A 17,603-nucleotide genomic window follows, 5' to 3' on the forward strand; every position below is an offset into this window, starting at 1 on the left:
GAAAGAGGAGATTCATGATCGTTCGTTCCCTTGGAGAGATCATCGGCACCGAGCGCGATGTGCAGGCGCCGACATGGTGCAGCCGCCGGTTCGTGCTCGCCAAGGAGGGCGTCGGCTTCTCGATGCACGAGACGATCCTGTACGCGGGCACCGAGACCAGGATGTGGTACGCGAACCACATCGAGGCCGTCTACTGCGTCGAGGGCCAGGGGGAGCTGACCAACGACGAGACCGGCGAGAAGCACAAGATCGAGCCGGGCGTGATGTACCTGCTCGACGGCCACGAGCATCACACTCTGCGCGCTCACACGGACGTGCGGACCGTCTGCGTGTTCAACCCGCCCGTCACCGGGCGGGAGGTCCATGACGAGAACGGGGTGTATCCGCTGCTGACCGAGGAGGACGCATGAGCATCATCGAGTCCCATCCGACGATCGACGACGCGTACCCCACCCGCAAGTGCGCCGAGGCGGCGCTGCTGTACCGGCAGGACCAGGTCGTGTACGGCGACGCCGGCGGCGGGCCGATCGACGGCGCGACCCTCGACGCGTACGAGGCGAACGGCTTCCTGTCCGTCGACCAGTTGCTCGCCCCCGAGGAGGTCGAGGACTACCGCGCCGAGCTGCGCCGGCTGTCCGCCGACCCGCAGGTGCTCGCCGACGAGCGGACGGTCACCGAGCGCGGCTCGGACGAGGTCCGCTCCATCTTCGAGATCCACAAGATCAGCGAGGTGTTCGCGGGGCTCGTCCGCGACCCCCGCGTGGTCGGCCGGGCCAGGCAGATTCTCGGCTCGGAGGTTTACGTGCACCAGAGCCGGGTCAACTACAAGCCAGGATTCACTGGCAAGGACTTCTACTGGCACTCGGATTTCGAGACCTGGCACGCGGAGGACGGCATGCCCCGGATGCGCGCGGTGAGCATATCCATCGCGCTCACCGAGAACTTCGTGCACAATGGCGGGCTAATGATCATGCCTGGCTCGCACAAGACCTTCGTGGCGTGTGTCGGGGAGACCCCGGACGACCACTACAAGGAGTCCCTGCGCGGTCAGGAGATCGGGACGCCGGACTCGGCGAGCCTGTCGATCCTTGCCGACAAACACGGGATCGAGCTGTTCACAGGGCCCGCGGGCTCTGCCACCATGTTCGACTGCAACTGCATGCACGGCTCGAATGGGAACATCACCCCGTTCCCGCGGTCTAACGTGTTCATCGTGTTCAACAGCGTCGAGAACACTTGCGTCGAGCCGTTCTCGGCCCCCGCCCCGCGTCCGGAGTTCATCGGCGCCCGCGACTTCACTCCCGTGGGCGGCTGATTGAACACAACAATTCGATAAACCCGACACGTCAGCCCCGCGCCCGCGGGGGGCCGTCCGGTCCCCCGCGGGCGCGGGGTCACACCATCCAGGAGTTCGATGATGACTTCCTCGAGACGCGACTTCCTGCGCACCGCCGTGCTGCTGTCCGCCGCGGTGCCGCTGGCCGCGGCGGGCTGCTCCACGACGGATCCGGAAGAAGAGAAAGCGGGCGGCGGAACGCTGCAAAAGGCGAAGGACGCGGGATCGATCACCGTCGGATTCGCCAACGAGGCGCCCTACGGCTACACCGACAAGTCGGGCAAGCTGACCGGCGAGGCGCCGGAGCTGGCGCGGGTCATCTTCAAGCAGCTCGGGATCGACGACGTCAAGGGCGTCCAGGTCGACTTCGGCGGCCTCATCGGCGGCCTCAACGCCAAGCGGTTCGACGCGATCGCCGCGGGGATGTTCATCACTCCGGAACGCTGCGCCTCGGCGGCGTTCGCGAACCCCGAGTACGTCGCCAAGAGCGCCTTCATGGTGCCCGAGGGCAACCCGAAGGGCCTCAAGACCGACAAGGACCCGGCCGCCAAGGGCGTCAAGGTCGGCGTCATGACAGGTGCGGTCGAGGCCGGGTACGCCGAGAAGACCGGCGTCAAGAAGGGCAACATCAAGACGTTCGCCGACCAGCCGAGCGCGTTCGAGGGGCTCAAGGCCGGGCGGATCGACTGCATCTGGCTGACCCGCATCTCGCTGGCCGACCTGCTGGCCAAGCACAAGGGCGAGGGCTTCGAGGTGACCGAGGCGTTCACCCCGGTCATCGACGGCAAGGAGCAGCTCGGCGCGGGCGCGTTCGCGTTCCGCAAGGCCGACTCCGACCTGCTGAAGGCCTGGAACACCGAGCTCGACAAGCTCAAGCAGCAGAACAAGCTGCTGCCGGTGCTGCAGCCGTTCGGGTTCACCCAGGCGGAGATGCCCGCCGCGGACGACACCGCCGCCAAGTTCTGCCAGGGCTGACCCGTGGCTGACGTCCTCGACAGCTACAACCAGTGGCTGGACGGCGCGTGGGTCACCATCAAGCTCACCCTGCTCGGCGGCGCGCTGGCGCTGCTGCTCGCCCTGGTCTTCGGCTTGGCGGGCACGTCCCGCCACTCCTGGGTGCGGGTGCTGAACCGGGTGTACGTGGAGTTCTTCCGCGGCAACGCGACGCTGGTGCTGCTGTTCTGGTTCTTCTACGCGCTGCCGCTGCTCGGCCTCCGGTTCACCACCCTGTTCGCGGCGGTCCTCGCGCTGGGCCTGAACGTCGGCGCCTACGGGGCCGAGGTGGTGCGCGGCTCGATCAACGCCGTGCCCAAGGCGCAGTACGAGGCGACGGTGGCGCTGAACTTCAACGCCTACCAGCGCATGCGCCGCGTCCTCCTGCCGCAGGGCGTCGCACTGATGCTGCCGCCGTTCGGCAACCTGATCATCGAGCTGATGAAGGGCACGGCCATCGTGTCCCTCGTCGGCCTCGTCGATCTGACCCGCGTGTCGAAGAACATCCAGGGCAGCACCGGCGAGACCGTCGCGGCGTTCACGATGGTGCTCGTGCTGTACTTCGTCATCGCGCAGATCCTGCAGCTCTTCGTCCGGTACGCCGAGCGCCGCGTGGATCGAATGCTCGGCCGCCGGCCGGCCCGTGAACCGTCCCTCGGGACGATCGCCGCGGGCGCGCCCGGAGCGGGGGTGGGCGGCTGATGAACGTCGACTGGGACTGGTCCTACTCCGGGGACATCCTCCCCGACCTGCTCGACGGGCTCCGCTACACGGTCATCGCCACGCTGCTCGGCTACGTGATCGCACTGGCCCTGGGGCTGGTGTGGACGCTGCTGCGCCGCTCGCCGAGCATGATCCTCAACCAGACGGTCCGGTGGATCACCGAGTTCATCCGGTGCACGCCGCTGATCCCCCAGCTGTACTTCGTGTTCTTCGTCCTGCCCGCCTGGGGCGTCACGATCGGGTCGCTCACGGCCGGGATCATCACGCTCGGGATCCACTACTCGACCTACACGGCCGAGGTGTACCGGGCCGGCGTCGCCGACGTCCCGAAGGGGCAGTGGGAGGCGTGCACCGCGCTGAACCTGCCGCGGTCCCGGGTATGGCTGGACGTGGTCCTGCCGCAGGCGATCCGCCGGGTGATCCCGACGCTCGGCAACTACCTGATCGCGATGTTCAAGGACTCGCCGTACCTGATGGCGATCAACGTCGCGGAACTGCTCTTCTCCGCCAACAAGGTGGGGTCGCAGACCCTGCAGTTCCTGGAGCCGATCACGATGGTCGGCCTGTTGTTCGTCGTGGTGAGCGTCATATCCTCGATACTCGTCCGCCGCTTGGAGAGGCGTTATGCCACCAACTGACACCGAACCGGAATCCCCGACGCCCGACGACGCCGAGGGAGCATCGACCGAGAAGGGTGTGGCCACGGAGAAGGGCGGCGCGACGGCGAAGGACGGCGCGACCAAGAGCGACGTGGGGAAGGGCGCGGGCGCCGCGCCGCTGCCGCGCGGCGATGCGCCGGGCATCCGCTTCGAGAAGGTGATCAAGCGGTTCGGCCACAACGTGGTGCTCCGCGAGCTCGACTTCACCGTGGCGCCGGGCGAGCGCGTGACGCTCATCGGGCCGAGCGGGTCGGGCAAGACCACCATCCTGCGGCTGCTGATGACGCTGGAGAAGCTCGACGAGGGCCTCATCTGGATCGGCGACGAGACGCTGTGGCACATGGAGCGCGGCGGAAAGCGCGTCCCGGCCAACCAGAAGCACCTGCATGAGATGCGCAAGCAGGTCGGCATGGTGTTCCAGCAGTTCAACCTGTTCCCCAACATGAACGTGCTGCGCAACCTCACCGAGGGGCCGGTGCGCGTGCTGGGGCTGCCCAAGGACCAGGCGGTCGAGCGCGCCCGCGACCTGCTGGAACTGGTCGGTCTCGCCGACAAGATCAACTCTCATCCGTCGCAGCTGTCGGGCGGCCAGCAGCAGCGGGTGGCGATCGCGCGGGCGCTCGCCATGCAGCCGAGGGTGCTGCTGCTGGACGAGGTCACCTCCGCCCTGGACCCGGAGCTCGTCGTCGGCGTCCAGGACCTGCTGCGCGACATCGCCAGGCAGAGCGACCTGACCCTGCTGTGCGTCACCCACGAGATGACCTTCGCCAAGGACATCTCCGACCGGGTCCTCATGTTCGACGGAGGCCAGATCGTCGAGGAGGGTCCGCCGGACCAGATCTTCGGCGAGCCGTCCGAGCAGCGCACCCGGGACTTCCTGCAGGCCGTCCTCGCGTCCTGAACAGGGCGTCCTGAACAGGACGTCCTGACCGGTCCGTTCGGGCCCGTCGCCCGCGTCCCCGTCGCCCCGGGGACGCGGGCGGCTCACGTTTCGGCGAGCGGCCGCCGCTTCGGCGGGCCGCTCGCGTCTCGGTGGCGTCGCGTTTCAGCGGGCTGGTCGTGTTTCAGTGGGAGCCGGGCCAGGCGGCGGCGACCAGTTCCGCCCATTCGGGGACGGGGTCGCCGACTCCGTGCTGGCGGGCGAGTTCGGCGGGGAACGAGCCCATCGGGGCCTTGGCCGGGTTCCGGGCGATCTGGTCGACGATGATCTCGCTGAGGGCGCGGCCCACGTCCTCCCGGGGGAAGGCGGCGAAGACGCGGTCGGCGAAACCGCGGGGCAGCGCCCCGGCGCCGAGCGCGACGATGTCGGCCCCGGTCCCGGCGTGGGTGAGCGCGATCTCGGGCCGCATCCGGTGCACGATGCCCACGCTGGTGTGCAGCGCGATCGCCTCCCAGACGACGCGGACGCGCTCGTCGTCCACGCCCTGCTCGCGCAGGAACCCGGCGGCGACGTCGGCGCCGTCCACCTCGAAGCGGCCGTCCAGGTCGCCGCGCTCGGTGAGGCCCACGTCGTGCAGGACGCTCGCCAGGAACAGCGTCTCGTCGTCGTAGTCGGCGCCGGGACGCACGCCCTTCGCCTCACCGATGGCGCGTCCGAACAGGTAGGTGCGGACGGTGTGCCGGGCGAGCGCCGGCGGCCCCAAGGAGAACGCCAGGTCGTACGCCTTGCGGGTCAGGTCGGTGTCGGGCATCGAGAACTCGGCGAAGTGGTCGGTCATGGCGGCTCCCCGGCGGACGGTCGGAACGGACACCTTGATCGTCTGACGCCGTCCGGCCCGGCGGAAGTGTCCAGAACGCCGATGTGCGCTACGTTCTGGCCATGCATGTGGTCGCGGTGCTCGCCCTGGACGATGTGGTGCCGTTCGATCTGGCCGTCCCGGGCCAGGTGTTCGGGGTGACGACCACGTCCGGCGACGTCCCGCTGTACGAGGTGCGGGTGTGCACGGGGCCGGGCGGCGCGCGGACGTCGGCGTCCCTCGGCCGGATGCGGGTCGACAGCCCGTTCGGGCTCGACGCCCTGACCGCCGCCGACACGATCGTCGTCCCCGGTCACGAGGACGTGCGCGCCGATCCGCCCGCCGGGGTGCTGGACGCGTTGCGCGACGCGTCGTCCCGCGGCGCCCGGATCGCGTCGATCTGCGTGGGCGCGTTCGTCCTCGCCGCCGCGGGCCTGCTCGACGGGCGGCGCGCCACGACGCACTGGCGGTACGCGGCGGCCCTCGCGCGGCGGCACCCGGACGTCGAGGTCGACCCGTCGGTGCTCTACGTGGACGGCGGGCAGGTGCTCACGTCCGCCGGTGTCGCCGCGGGGATCGACCTGTGCCTGCACCTCGTCCGCCGCGACCACGGCTCGGCGACGGCGGCCCGGACGGCGCGCCGGATCGTCATGCCGCCGCAGCGGGACGGCGGCCAGGCCCAGTACATCCGGCACGAGGACCCACCGGACGGCGAGACGGCCCTCCAGCCGACGCTGGCCTGGCTGGAGGCCAACCTGCACCGCCCGCTGACGCTGGACGACATCGCCCGGCAGGCGTCCGTCAGCGTCCGGACCCTGACGCGGCGGTTCCGCGAGCAGGCGGGCACGACGCCGCTTCAGTGGCTGTCGCGCGCCCGCGTCCACCGCGCGCAGCAGCTCCTGGAGAGCACGGAGCTGCCGGTCGAGCGCGTCGCGGCGGAGGCCGGGTTCGGTTCGCCGGTGACGCTGCGCGCCCATTTCGCCCGCCGCGTCGGCGCGTCGCCGCTGGCGTACCGCACCACGTTCCGCGCCCGCGGCGCCCCCTGACCTCGCCCTGGCCGAACGCGGTTCGGTACCGTGGGCGTGATGGACGCTGCGATCGCGGGGCTCGGCATGACCGAGCTCGGCAGGGTGTACGGGCGGAGCCCCCGGCGGCTCGCCGCCGACGCGGTGCGGCTCGCCGCCGCGGACGCGGGCCTCGTACCCGGCGACCTGGACGGCCTGCTCGTCAGCCACGGCGTGGGCGGCTCCCCCGGCATCGAGCTGGCCGACGCCCTCGGCCTCCGCGATCTGCGCCTGCTCTCGCAGATCAACTCGTTCGGCGCGACCGCGGGGGCGATGGTGGCGTACGCGGCGATGTCGGTCCGCGCCGGCTCGGCCACGGTCGTGGCCTGCGTCTTCGCCGACGCGCCGCTCAGGCCGAAGCAGCCGTCCGGTTCGGCGTACGACCGCGAGGCCCGCGAATGGTACGGCTTCGGCGGGATGGCGGCCGCGCTCGGCCTGCGCAGCGTCAACTCGTCCTACGCCTTGGCCGCCCAGCGGCACATGGCCCGCTACGGCACCACGAGCGAGCAGCTCGGCGCGATCGCCGTGTCCACCCGCGACTGGGCGGCCCGCAACCCGCTCGCCCAGCTGCGGAAGCCGATCACCCTCGACGACCACCAGAGATCCCGCTGGGTCTCCGAGCCGCTGCACCTCCTGGACTGCTGCCTCGTCTCCAACGGCGCCGTCGCCGTCGTCGTCACGAGCGCCGAGCGGGCGCGCGATCTGGCGCGCCCGCCCGTCCACCTGTGGGGCTGGGGGCAGGGGCATCCCGGGCAGCGCCGGGAGCGCGGCAGCGACTTCGGCCTGACGACCGGCGCGGCCGCGTCCGGCGCTGCGGCGATGCGGATGGCGGGGATCACGGTCGCGGACGTCGACGTGTGCGAGCTGTACGACTGCTACACCTACACGGTCCTGGTGTCGCTGGAGGACTACGGGTTCTGCGCCAAGGGCGAGGGCGGCGCGTTCGCCGCGTCCGGCGCGCTCGGCCCCGGCGGGTCGCTGCCGACCAACACCGGCGGCGGCCAGCTGTCCGCCTACTACATGTGGGGCATGACGCCGCTGTCGGAGGCCGTGATCCAGGCGCGCGGGGACGGCGGCGAACGGCAGGCCCCGTCTACCGACGTGATCCTGGTCAGCGGCAACGGCGGCATCCTCGACCACCACTCCACGCTGATCGTCAGCCCGCACGCGAAGGGGGCCTAGCCATGGAGATCGGCGTCCTGCGGCGCGACGGCCGCACCGACCCGTTCTTCGACGGCGCCGCCGCCGACCGGCTCGTCATCAGGCACTGCGCGGCCTGCGACCGCTGGCTCGCCCCGGACGCGGCCGCCTGCCCCGGCTGCGGCGACGAGGACCCGGGCTGGGCCGAGGCCACCGGCGACGCGACCCTCGTGACCTGGACGATCGTCCACCGCCCCGGCGAGCCCCCCGCCTGCCTCGCGCTGGTCGAGCTGTCCGAGGGCCCGTGGCTGCACGCCCGCCTGGACGGCGTCGACCGTCCCGACCTGCGCGAGGGCCTCCCGCTGCGCGCCCTCTTCGTCCACCCCGGTGAGGGAGAGCCCTACATCCTGTTCCGACCTCGCCGCGCCGCCGACCCCCGCACCACCCCCACCACCACGGACTGAACACCCGAAATCGGACCTGACGCCAAAGGGTGATTCGGTCGTCACACGATGGCGTCCCATTGCCCGCGCCCCTACGCTCCCCAGCGGACCCAAGATCCGCACCCCGCGCGCTAGGGAAGGCAAGCCGTGGGAAATCCTCGACCCGCCGAGTCCGGACGCGGTCTCTTCGCACTGTTCGACCGGCTGACCGGGCGCCTCCCCCTGCGCCTGGACACCCGCTCGTTCCCCGTGACCGTCCTCGAACCGGCCGGCGACGGGGACGACGCGGACCGGCATCTCGACGAGCTCAGGCGCGCGGCGAACGAGAAGGGCCTCTCGGTGATCTCCCCCGAGCTCACCGGCACGGACGGGGAGTCCGCCGCGCTCGACCTCGTCCGCACCGTCTCCCAGCCGCTGACCTGGAGCCAGACCAAGTCCCAGTACGGCCGCCGCCGGTTCCCCCGCTCCGAGCTCATCGAGACGATCCAGGCCGCCGCGGCCGACACCGACGGCGCCCCCGGCCGGCCGCCCTACCAGGGTTCGGCCCTCGCGGCCGTCGCACGCTGGAAGAAGGGCGCCCGCCCGGTCCCCCGGCTCACCGGCGCGCTGTTCACGTCCGCCTGGCTGTCCACGCTGTTCATCGTGATCGTCGGCGGCCTCGCCCAGCAGACCAGGCCGCGCTACCTGATCATCGCGGGCGCGTGCCTCGTCTCGGTGTTCCTGCTGTCGCTCGCCCTCAACCGGTTCTGGCTGCCCGTCCTGTCGAAGGTGGGCCGCGGCAGCCGGTACCGCTGGTTCGCCCGGACGTCGTTCTTCGCCGTCCTCGGCGACGGGGACGACGGCGACGACGACCTCGGGTTCGAGGGCCGCCTCTACCGCGTGTTCGAGCGGCTCACCAAGCCCGACGCGGCCCGGTTCCTGCTCCAGATCAAGACGTTCGCGCTGCTGGAGGACATCCGCGACCAGTACCGCAAGGCCACCCCCAGCGGACGCGGCTTCAAGCGCACCACCCCGCCCGTCGTGTTCCTGTCCCGCGCGGGACGCGACAACGGCGGCCTGGCGCTGCTGTCGGCGATGAGCGACATCCGCGCCCGGCGCAGCGAGTTCCACCCGCTGCTCGTCATCGCGTCCATCGACGCCGCCACCCGCGACGAGCTCGGCCCGGCCGACCCCGGCGACTCCCCCGAGGAACGGTACGAGCAGTGGCGCTCGTCCCTCGGCACCGACCAGGGGCCCAGCGAGTCCGTCCCGCTGCCGTGGCTGCTGCGGATCCCCGTCGCCGGCGACCCGGCCGCCGACCGCGCCGACGCGCCGGCCGCCGCCGCCCTCCACCGCCCGTACTGGACGTGGCTCTGGTCGTGGACCGCCCTCGGCGCCGTCCTCGCCCTGTCCGCGGTCACGCTCGCCGTCGTCCACCAGCAGCTGAACTCGACCTATTGCAGCGTCGGCTTCCCGCTGTCGTGGAACGCCGACACGCACCAGCAGACCAACGACGACGGCAGCCGGGAATGCGTCGGGGTGTCCACGCACGGCGTCCGCTTCGAGGTGGGCCGCGACAGCATGGGCCTGGACGGCGACCAGCACCGGCCGTCCGAGCACAACACCGGAGCGCGGCTCACCCTCGCCGACCTCCAGCGCCGCATCGCGGACGAGAACGCCGCCGTCCTCGGCTCGGGCGATCCCTACGTCACGATCGTGTACGTGGGCACGTTCACCGCGAGCCCCGGCCAGAACGCCCTGACCGTCAGCAGCATCCACGAGCTCGCCGGCGCCTACCTCGCCCAGCAGCGCAACAACGCGCCCGGCCACAGCAAGTCACTCAAGCTCCGCCTGCTGCCGGCGAACACGGGGCAGAACATGGTGTTCTCCAACGACACCGCCGACCGCATCCTGGACCTCGCCCACCGCGACCCCACCCTCGTCGGCGTCGTCGGCTTCGGCCGCAACACCGAGTACTCCAAGGCGGCGATCACCCGGCTCAACGACGCCGGCCTGCCCATCGTCAACACGGTCAACTCGTCCGACGTCCTGCCCCGGCTCGCGCACTACTACGGCCTCGCCTCGACCGACCACGACGAGGCCGCCGCCGCCCGCGCCGCCGTCCGCGCCGAGCTGAAGGGCCGGCCGGTCGACCGCGCGATGATCGTCCACCGCACGCGCGGGCCGTCCAGGGACCTCTACAGCCGCGAGATCGCCGACGACGTCACCCGCGTCCTGAAGCCCCGCGCAACCGACCGCGTCGAGTACACCGGCACCGACGAGATCGCCCGGAAGGTGCGCGCCGCCTGCGAGGCCGCGTCCTACACCCTGGTCTACTTCGCCGGACGCGCCGAAGACCTGCGCGGGCTGCGCGACGGCCTCACCGAGGGCGGCTGCACCGGGCGCCGCCTCGTCCTCCTCGCCGGCGACGACATCACCAAGATCCGCTTCGGCGCCGGCCTGCACGACGTCCCGCTCCCCGACCGGACCGTCGTCTACCACACCGCGTTCGTCCACCTCCCGTTCCTGATCGCCGGCCACCGCGACCAGACCAACGAGTTCTTCCAGCTCGCCCGCAACCGCCTGGGGATCGGCGTGCCCCGCGTCCGGCCGGACGACCCGCTCCTCGTGGACGGCCAGATGGCCCTCGCCTACGACGCCGCGGTCGCCGTCGGCGAGGCCGCCGACCGCGCCTACGGCGCCCTCGGGATCACCCGGGACGCGTCCGGACTCGTCCCCGGCAGCCGCACCGTCACGTCCGGCGCCGTCCTGCTGGAACTGCGCGGCCTGAACCTCCGCGAAGGCGTCGGAGCCACCGGCGCCATCGACTTCAGCCGCGACGACCACACGGTAAACGGGCCGGGCAACCGCGGCCTCACCATGATCAAGGTCACGATGGAGGACGGCGAACCGGTCTCCACCCCCATCTGCGGCCGCCTCAACGGCGGCGTCGCCGTCCCCGGCCTGCCCGCCTGCCCCCGCTAGGTTCCTGTGCCTGCGGCACGGCTACACGTGGGCACGGCTGGACGGGCCGACGGTCACCACCAGGTGGGGGGCTTGCCCGGGGTGTGGAGCCAGGTCTTGAAGAAGGCGTCGAGGTCCTGGCCGGAGATCCGCTCGGCGAGGGCCTCGTAGTCCTCGGTGGTGGCGTTGCCGTACCTGTTGTCGGCGAGCCAGGTGCGGGTCAGTTCCAGGAAGCGCTCCTTGCCGATCTTGTGCCGAAGGGCCTCCAGGGCCATGCCGCCGCGGAAGTAGATCGCGCGGTGGAACATCTGGTCGCGGGTCGGGTCGGCGATCACGACGTCCCAGAACCTGGGGCGCGGCTCCGGCATCTGCGGCGGGTCGGCGTAGATCTGCTTGAACGACTCCAGCGCGGACGGCCCGCCGTGCCGCTCGGCCCAGAACTTCTCCGTCCAGAGGGCGTAGCCCTCGTTCAGCCAGACGTCCTTCCAGCGGCCGACGGACACGCTGTTGCCGAACCACTGGTGGCTGATCTCGTGCACCACGCCCTTCTCGATGGGCGGCGACTCGTAGGTGGGGCGGGTCTGGGTCTCCAGCGCGTTCTCAAGGTTGAGCGGCGGGACGTTGTTGTGCTCGACGATGGAGCCGGTGGTGGTGAACGGATAGGGCCCGAAGTAGCCGGCCAGCTCGTCGGTCGCCCGCGTGGTCCAGCCGGGGGTGGCCCTCACGTTCGGGTCGGAGGCCAGGTCCGAGTCGACGGCGTCGAGCTGCGGTACGCCCTTGCCGGTGGTGGCCGTGGAGACGTCGAAGCGTCCGATCTGCCCGGTCGCCAGGTACGTCGCCATCGGGCGGTCCTCGCGCCACACGAAGGTGTCCTCGCCGCGGACGCTCCGGTGCTCGACCAGACGGCCGTTGCCGATCACCTTGAGGCCCCGCGGGACGGTCGTCTCGATCGTGAAGAGCGCCTTGTCGCGCGGGTGGTCGTTGGACGGGAACCAGGTGTTGGCCGCGTTGGGCTCGGAGACGATCGTGGCGCCGTCCCTGGTGTGCAGGAACCCGTAGGGCAGGTCGAACACGATCGGGCCGCTCAGCGTCTCGGGGACGCCGTCGTAGCGGACGACCACCGTGAACATGCTCCGTTCCCGCAGGCCCTTGCGCGGCGTGATCTCCAGCTCGTGCCTGCCGGTGCGGTCGAACGCGGCCTCCCGGCCGTTCACGCGGACCGACCGCACGTTCAGCTTGTACAGGTCGAGGTTGAACCGGGACAGGTTCTGGGTGGCGGTGGCCTTGATGGTGGTGGTGCCGGTGAGGTGGTCGGTGTCCGGGTCGTAGGCGGTCTTCAGGTGGTAGTGGCCGACGTCGTACCCGCCGTTGCCGAGGTCAGGGAAGTAGGGATCGCCCAATCCGGGCGCACCGGGCGCGTAGCGGACGTCGGCGGGCGCGGCGGACGCGGCCGGTGCGAGCAGCCCGAGAGTCGCCGCGCCGACCGCGGCGACCACCAGCGGACGCCGGCGCGCGGACCTCAGATACGTCATACGGGGACCTCTCCGTTGAAGCCGGGACGATCGCGTTCGAGAACGCACTAAAGATGATCATTACTCGCCTCGCCGGAAAAGTCGATCATGGCTTTGCGCGAGACCTCCCGGGATGGTTTAATAAATGTCTGTTCATTTATTAAGGAGGCGGCGCGATGGCGGGGCGGCCGCGAGGGGTCGACGATGCCGTGATCCTGCGGGCGGCGGTCGAGGTGATCGGACGTGTCGGCCCGGCGAAGCTCACGCTCGCGGCGGTGGCCGGCGAGGTGGGGCTGGTGCCGGGGACGCTCGTCCAGCGGTTCGGGTCCAAGCGCGGGCTGCTCGTCGCGCTGGCCGCGCAGTCCGTCCAGGACGCGGACGTGCTGCTGGAGCGGGCGTGCGGGAGCCACGATTCGGCCCTGGCCGCGCTGGCGGCGCTGGTCGTGGACTCGATGTCGGACGTCGCCACCCCGCAGACGTACGCCAACCACCTGGCGTTCCTGTGCATGGACCTCACCGATCCGGAACTTCACGAGCACGCGCTCGCCGTCCACCGGGCTCAGGGGCGGGCGATCCAGTCGCTGCTCGAAGCGGCGGTGACCGCGGGCGAACTGCGCGAAGGGACGGACGTCGCGGCGGTGGCGGAGACGGTGCAGGCCGTCGTCGCCGGGGTGGGCCTGACCTGGGCGCTCGACCGGCGGGGCACGCTGCAGGAGCGGCTCCAACGAGAGATCGACACCGTCCTCGCACCACACGTTCGGAAGGAGACATGACCATGCAGGAACGTCCGCTGAGCGGCGCCGTGGCCCTGGTCGCGGGCGGCACCCGAGGGGGTGGACGGGGTATCGCCGTCCAGCTGGGGGCCGCGGGCGCGACCGTGTACGTGACGGGTCGCAGCAGTGGTTCCGAGGGCTCGGACCTCGGGCGGCCGGAGACCATCGAGGAGACCGCGGAGCAGGTCACCGCGGCGGGCGGGGAGGGCATCGCCGTCCGCGTCGATCACAGCCGTCCGGACGAGGTCCGCGCGCTGGTCGACCGGATCGCGGCGGAGCGCGACGGGCGGCTCGACGTGCTCGTCAACTCCGTGTGGGGCGGCGACCCGCTGACCGACTGGGAGCATCCGCTGTGGGAGCAGGACCTCGACGCCGGGCTGCGGCTGCTGCGGCAGGCCGTGGAGACGCATGTGATCACCAGCCGGTTCGCGATCCCGCTGCTGGTCGCCCGCCGCCGCGGCCTCGTGGTGGAGGTGACGGACGGCAACACCGCCCGCTACCGCGGCTCGTTCTTCTACGACCTCGCGAAGTCGGCGGTGATCCGGATGGCGTTCGCGCTGGCCGCCGAGTTGAGGCCGCACGGGGTCGCGGCCGTGGCGATCACGCCCGGCTTCCTGCGGTCGGAGGCCGTCCTGGACCACTTCGGCGTCACCGAGGCCACCTGGCGCGACGCCATCGCCCAGGACCCGCACTTCGCCTACTCCGAGACCCCCGCCTACGTCGGACGCGCCGTCGCCGCCCTGGCCGCCGACCCCGGCGTCATGGCCAGGACCGGGCGTGCCCTCGCCACCTGGGACCTCTACAAGGAGTACGGGTTCACCGACGTGGACGGCACGCAGCCCGACTTCGCCGCCCACTGGGCCGACGCCCTCGTGGACGAGTACGGCCCGCTCGGCGATCCGCTATAGGGGCGGCGCGTCGATGACCAGGCGGTCGTCCCGGGTCTCGACGGCTGTGCCGAACGCGGCGCAGGCGCGCGTGAAGCGTTCGGTGATCCAGTGGCGGTCGGCGCCCTCGGCCAGGCGGGTGCGGCAGAAGTCGAGGCGCAGCGGCACCGCCTCGATCCGGGACGGGCCCGCGCGATCCAGGGTGACCAGGAACAGCAGGCCGAGGTCGTTGCGGCGCAGCTCGTCGACCGCGTAGTCGTCGATGAAGTCGCCCATGTCGAACAGGACGGGCCAGGCCACCCCGTGGAAGACGTGCGCCGAGCTTCCCGCGATGAGCGTCGCGCCGGCGTCCAGCAGCCTGCCGGCCGCGCGGCGGACGTAGCGCGGCGGCTCCCGCGTCATGTTCGGCCCCCAGTGCGGCAGGACCAGGATCACGTCGTTGCCGGCGCGGAGCCGCGCGATCCGCCGCAGCAGGTGGTCGGGCACGCCTTCCTCCAGGTCGGCGTGGTCGACGCCCGGACGGCCCGGCCCCGCGGCGAAGTCGGACGGATGATCGGTGACGCCCACCACCGCGACGCGGACGCCGCCGGCCTCCAGGACGACGCTCCGCCGCGCGTCCTCGACGTCGGCGCCCGCGCCGACCGCGCCGATGCCCGCTCGTCCCAGGATGTCGAGCGAGTCCTGGAGGGCGTCCGGTCCGTAGTCGAGCGCGTGGTTGTTGGCGAGGGTCACGCAGTCGACGCCGAGGTCGGTGAGGGCCTCGACGGCGGCCGGGGGCGCGCGGAAGTGGAAGGGCTTGCCGGGCGCGTCCCACTCCCGGCCACGGTCGGACACGCAGCATTCCAGGTTCACGACCGCGAGGTCCGCCTCCGCGAACGCCTCGCGGACGCCGCCGGAGAACAGGCCGTGCGGACCGGACGCGTCGATCTCGTCCGCCACGCCGCGGCCGAGCATGGTGTCTCCGGCGAGCGCCATGGTGACGGCCATGAGGGCCCCCAATCGGCGGAAGTACCGCCATCCAGCCTACGAACCCGCTCGGCCTGCGGAGTCGAACGGCCTGCGGAGTGGCTCGGCCTGCGGAGTGGCTCGGCCTGCGGAGTGGCTCGGCCCGCGAGGCCGTTCGGCCTACGAAGCGCGGGTGAACCAGGTGACCTGGGCGCCGTTGTCGAACGACCTCCGCTCGGTCGGGGCGAAGAGGGTCGGGCGGAACCCGCCGGAGAGGGCGGGAACGCCCGATCCGGCCACGACCGGATAGCTCTTGATGATCAGCTCGTCGATCTCGGGGAGCAGCGCGGCGGCGAGCCTGCCTCCGCCGCAGAGCCAGATGTCCAGGTCGCCGTCCTCGGCCTTGAGCTCGCGGACGATCCCGCCCGGATCCCTGACCAGCTCCACGGACGGGTCGGCGATCTCGTCCAGCGTCGTGGACGCGACGTACTGGCGAAGGTGCGCGTACGGGCTGGTCACGTTGATGTCGAGCGCGGGCTGGTACGTGCCGAGGCCCATCACGAGCGTGTCGAACCGCTTGTTCGGTGCGTCCTCCAGGCCGACGTGCGCGCGGACGTGCGTGGGAAGCGTCTCCGGGTAACGCTCGTTGATCCAGGCCGCCATGTCGTCGCCGAGCGGGTAGAAGTCGACCTCGCCGCCGGGACCGGCGATGTAGCCGTCGATGCTGACGGCGACGTAGTAGACGAGCTTTCGCATATCGACACTCCGTCCGTAGTACTCTGCATGGAGTGATTTGAATGTAGTACTACGGATGGAGTGGTGTCAACATGCGGCGGAACGTCGAACGGAGGGCGGCGCTCGTCGACGCCGCGATCGAGGTGCTGGCCAGGGAGGGCGCGCGCGGGCTGACGTTCCGGGCGGTGGACGCCGAGGCTGCCGTGCCGGTCGGCACCGCGTCCAACTACTTCGCCAACCGGGACGACCTGTTCACGCAGGTGGGCGGACGGATCTACGAGCGCCTGCAACCCGACGCGACCCTCCTGGCCGGCCGGTTCGAAGGGCCGCGCGACACCGCCAAGGTCACCGAACTGCTGCGCGAGGTCGTCGGCCGGATCTCCGACTTCCGCACCGGCTACCTGGCGCTGCTCGAACTGCGGCTTGAGGCGACGCGGCGTCCCGAACTGCGGGACGTCCTGACCGAGCGGGTGCGCGCGGACGTCGAGGCCAACATCGCCTACCACCTGGAGTCCGGGCTGCCGGGCGACGCCACGACGGTGCGCCTGCTCTACCTCGCCCTCAACTGGCTCATCGTGGAGCACCTCACGCTGCCGGGAGTGTTCACCGACGAGGACGTCCAGGACCTCGTGGCCCTCGCCGTGGAACGCGCCGTCCCGCGGGCTTAGGAGAGCGGGCGGCCGGGGCCCTTCTTGATCTGCTGGACGAACAGTCCGGCCAGGGCGTGGTGCCCCGCGATGGTCGGGTGGTAGCTGCGCGGCTCCGCCGCGAACGCCGACAGGTTCAGCAGCAGGCCGTTCATGTAGGCGTTCTGGCTGCCCACCTCGTGGCCCGCGAACGCGCTGTAGGCGTCGACGAACTCGACGCTGCCCTGGCCGTGCCGGGCCGCGATCCGCGCGTCGGCCTCCGCGGCCGACTGGCTGATCACGCGGCCCAGGTCGTAGGCCCGCGCGTTCAGCCACTGCTGGTCGGACACGGTGATGTTGTCCCCGTCCACGCCGCTGACCTCGGAGAACGCCTTCGGGTACCCCATCAGGATCACCCGCGCCCGCGGCGCCCTGGCGTTGATCTTGTCCAGCAGGTCGGGGAGGCTCCGCCGGAGCTCGGCCATCCGCCCGGCGACGTCCTCGCCCTGCCGGGTGCAGCTCTTGCTCCACGGCAGCTTGACGACGCAGCCGGCGAGGACCTTGGAGAACCCGACGTCGTTGCCGCCGACGCTCAGCGTGACCAGGCTGGTGTCTGCGCCGATGCGGCCGAGCTGCGACGGCTCGCCGCCGCGTCCGTTCAGGAAGTCGGAGATGGTGGCGCCGGAGCAGGCCCAGAATCCGCTGCCCTTCGCGAACCGGTACGCCCGCGAGACCTCGTGGTAGTACGCCTTGGACGTCCGGTGGCACCGGTCGAGCGGGTTCTTGTCGGCGACGGACGCCTCCGCGCCGAGCCCCGCCGAGTACGAATCGCCCAGCGCCACATACGACCCTCGCGTCGCCGCCTCGACCGGCGTGGGCGCCTTCGTCGCCACGACCGGATCGGCGCGCACCTCCGGGTCCGGCTCGTTGCAGCCGCTGCCGAACACCTCGCACCGCACCGCCGGAAACGCCACCAGCGGGACGACGGCCAGCGCCAGCAGGCTCACGAGCACGACGATCGCGAGGCCCCGTTCGCCGAGGCGGCCCCGCGCCCACGCCACCGGGTTGAACATCGTCCTCCTTGATGCG

General features: G+C 71.4%; 18 protein-coding genes. 13 read left to right on the forward strand and 5 right to left on the reverse strand.

From position 1 onward, the window contains the following. The first annotated feature begins 14 nt into the window (after window positions 1-14). The 6 genes from ACH34T_RS13390 to ehuA all read left to right on the forward strand — a co-directional run bounded on the left by ACH34T_RS13390 (window position 15) and on the right by ehuA (window position 4,612). Complete coding sequence (locus tag ACH34T_RS13390) at window positions 15-410, forward strand: ectoine synthase (RefSeq protein WP_395992387.1); 396 nt, start codon at window positions 15-17, stop codon at window positions 408-410. Further along, entirely contained in the window at window positions 407-1,315 is a 909-nt protein-coding gene (gene thpD, locus ACH34T_RS13395; RefSeq protein WP_395992388.1) for an ectoine hydroxylase, read from the forward strand. Before ACH34T_RS13390 ends, thpD begins: the two co-directional genes overlap by 4 nt. 102 nt (window positions 1,316-1,417) lie before the next feature. Continuing rightward, window positions 1,418-2,311 carry an ectoine/hydroxyectoine ABC transporter substrate-binding protein EhuB gene (gene ehuB / locus ACH34T_RS13400; RefSeq protein WP_395992389.1) on the forward strand — a complete coding sequence of 298 codons (894 nt, stop codon included), beginning with the start codon at window positions 1,418-1,420 and terminating at the stop codon, window positions 2,309-2,311. A 3-nt stretch (window positions 2,312-2,314) separates the two neighbouring features. Continuing rightward, window positions 2,315-3,031 (forward strand): ectoine/hydroxyectoine ABC transporter permease subunit EhuC, encoded by a 717-nt coding sequence (gene ehuC / locus ACH34T_RS13405; protein ID WP_395992390.1) that lies wholly within the window; start codon window positions 2,315-2,317, stop codon window positions 3,029-3,031. Beyond that, window positions 3,031-3,690, forward strand: a complete 660-nt coding sequence (ehuD, locus tag ACH34T_RS13410; protein ID WP_395992391.1) for an ectoine/hydroxyectoine ABC transporter permease subunit EhuD — start codon at window positions 3,031-3,033, stop codon at window positions 3,688-3,690. The genes ehuC and ehuD overlap by 1 nt, the downstream gene beginning before the upstream one ends. A 139-nt stretch (window positions 3,691-3,829) precedes the next feature. After that, window positions 3,830-4,612 (forward strand): ectoine/hydroxyectoine ABC transporter ATP-binding protein EhuA, encoded by a 783-nt coding sequence (ehuA, locus tag ACH34T_RS13415; protein ID WP_395992442.1) that lies wholly within the window; start codon window positions 3,830-3,832, stop codon window positions 4,610-4,612. 163 nt (window positions 4,613-4,775) lie between these two features. Here the strand turns inward: ehuA and ACH34T_RS13420 are convergent, their stop codons facing one another. Beyond that, window positions 4,776-5,429: an HD domain-containing protein gene (locus ACH34T_RS13420; protein WP_395992392.1), complete on the reverse strand. Its 654-nt coding sequence runs from the start codon at window positions 5,427-5,429 to the stop codon at window positions 4,776-4,778. A gap of 101 nt (window positions 5,430-5,530) precedes the next feature. On the opposite strand from ACH34T_RS13420, the gene ACH34T_RS13425 reads away from it, so the two are divergent. The 4 genes from ACH34T_RS13425 (at window position 5,531) to ACH34T_RS13440 (ending at window position 11,058) form a co-directional block, all read left to right on the forward strand. After that, complete coding sequence (locus ACH34T_RS13425) at window positions 5,531-6,493, forward strand: GlxA family transcriptional regulator (protein ID WP_395992393.1); 963 nt, start codon at window positions 5,531-5,533, stop codon at window positions 6,491-6,493. 39 nt (window positions 6,494-6,532) lie between these two features. Further along, the gene (locus ACH34T_RS13430) at window positions 6,533-7,693 is read left to right on the forward strand and encodes a thiolase family protein (protein WP_395992394.1); all 1,161 of its coding nucleotides are present in this window, start codon (window positions 6,533-6,535) and stop codon (window positions 7,691-7,693) included. Window positions 7,694-7,695: 2 nt separating this feature from the next. Continuing rightward, the gene (locus tag ACH34T_RS13435) at window positions 7,696-8,115 is read left to right on the forward strand and encodes a Zn-ribbon domain-containing OB-fold protein (protein WP_395992395.1); all 420 of its coding nucleotides are present in this window, start codon (window positions 7,696-7,698) and stop codon (window positions 8,113-8,115) included. Window positions 8,116-8,241: 126 nt separating this feature from the next. Continuing rightward, a complete protein-coding gene (locus tag ACH34T_RS13440; RefSeq protein WP_395992396.1) occupies window positions 8,242-11,058 on the forward strand; it encodes a hypothetical protein in 2,817 nt (938 codons plus the stop codon). 53 nt (window positions 11,059-11,111) lie between these two features. On the opposite strand, the gene ACH34T_RS13445 is transcribed toward ACH34T_RS13440, so the two are convergent. Beyond that, window positions 11,112-12,569: a M1 family metallopeptidase gene (locus ACH34T_RS13445; protein ID WP_395992397.1), complete on the reverse strand. Its 1,458-nt coding sequence runs from the start codon at window positions 12,567-12,569 to the stop codon at window positions 11,112-11,114. 155 nt (window positions 12,570-12,724) lie between these two features. Here ACH34T_RS13445 and ACH34T_RS13450 point away from each other — a divergent pair, with 155 nt between their 5' ends. Next, window positions 12,725-13,321 carry a TetR/AcrR family transcriptional regulator gene (locus ACH34T_RS13450; RefSeq protein WP_395992398.1) on the forward strand — a complete coding sequence of 199 codons (597 nt, stop codon included), beginning with the start codon at window positions 12,725-12,727 and terminating at the stop codon, window positions 13,319-13,321. Continuing rightward, window positions 13,318-14,229, forward strand: coding sequence for an SDR family oxidoreductase (locus ACH34T_RS13455; RefSeq protein WP_395992399.1), 912 nt, complete (start codon window positions 13,318-13,320; stop codon window positions 14,227-14,229). The genes ACH34T_RS13450 and ACH34T_RS13455 overlap by 4 nt, the downstream gene beginning before the upstream one ends. Here ACH34T_RS13455 and ACH34T_RS13460 read toward each other — a convergent pair. Continuing rightward, window positions 14,224-15,195 (reverse strand): CapA family protein, encoded by a 972-nt coding sequence (locus ACH34T_RS13460; protein ID WP_395992400.1) that lies wholly within the window; start codon window positions 15,193-15,195, stop codon window positions 14,224-14,226. The two genes, ACH34T_RS13455 and ACH34T_RS13460, sit on opposite strands and share 6 nt — an antisense overlap. Window positions 15,196-15,333: 138 nt before the next feature. Continuing rightward, complete coding sequence (locus ACH34T_RS13465; RefSeq protein WP_395992401.1) at window positions 15,334-15,909, reverse strand: dihydrofolate reductase family protein; 576 nt, start codon at window positions 15,907-15,909, stop codon at window positions 15,334-15,336. Between the two features lie 71 nt (window positions 15,910-15,980). Here ACH34T_RS13465 and ACH34T_RS13470 point away from each other — a divergent pair, with 71 nt between their 5' ends. Further along, the gene (locus ACH34T_RS13470; protein ID WP_395992402.1) at window positions 15,981-16,556 is read left to right on the forward strand and encodes a TetR/AcrR family transcriptional regulator; all 576 of its coding nucleotides are present in this window, start codon (window positions 15,981-15,983) and stop codon (window positions 16,554-16,556) included. Here the strand turns inward: ACH34T_RS13470 and ACH34T_RS13475 are convergent. Next, complete coding sequence (locus tag ACH34T_RS13475) at window positions 16,553-17,587, reverse strand: SGNH/GDSL hydrolase family protein (RefSeq protein WP_395992403.1); 1,035 nt, start codon at window positions 17,585-17,587, stop codon at window positions 16,553-16,555. The two genes, ACH34T_RS13470 and ACH34T_RS13475, sit on opposite strands and share 4 nt — an antisense overlap. Window positions 17,588-17,603 lie beyond the last annotated feature (16 nt).

Origin of the sequence: Actinomadura sp. 9N215 (assembly GCF_044326345.1) — a bacterium.
Lineage (GTDB): Bacteria > Actinomycetota > Actinomycetes > Streptosporangiales > Streptosporangiaceae > Spirillospora.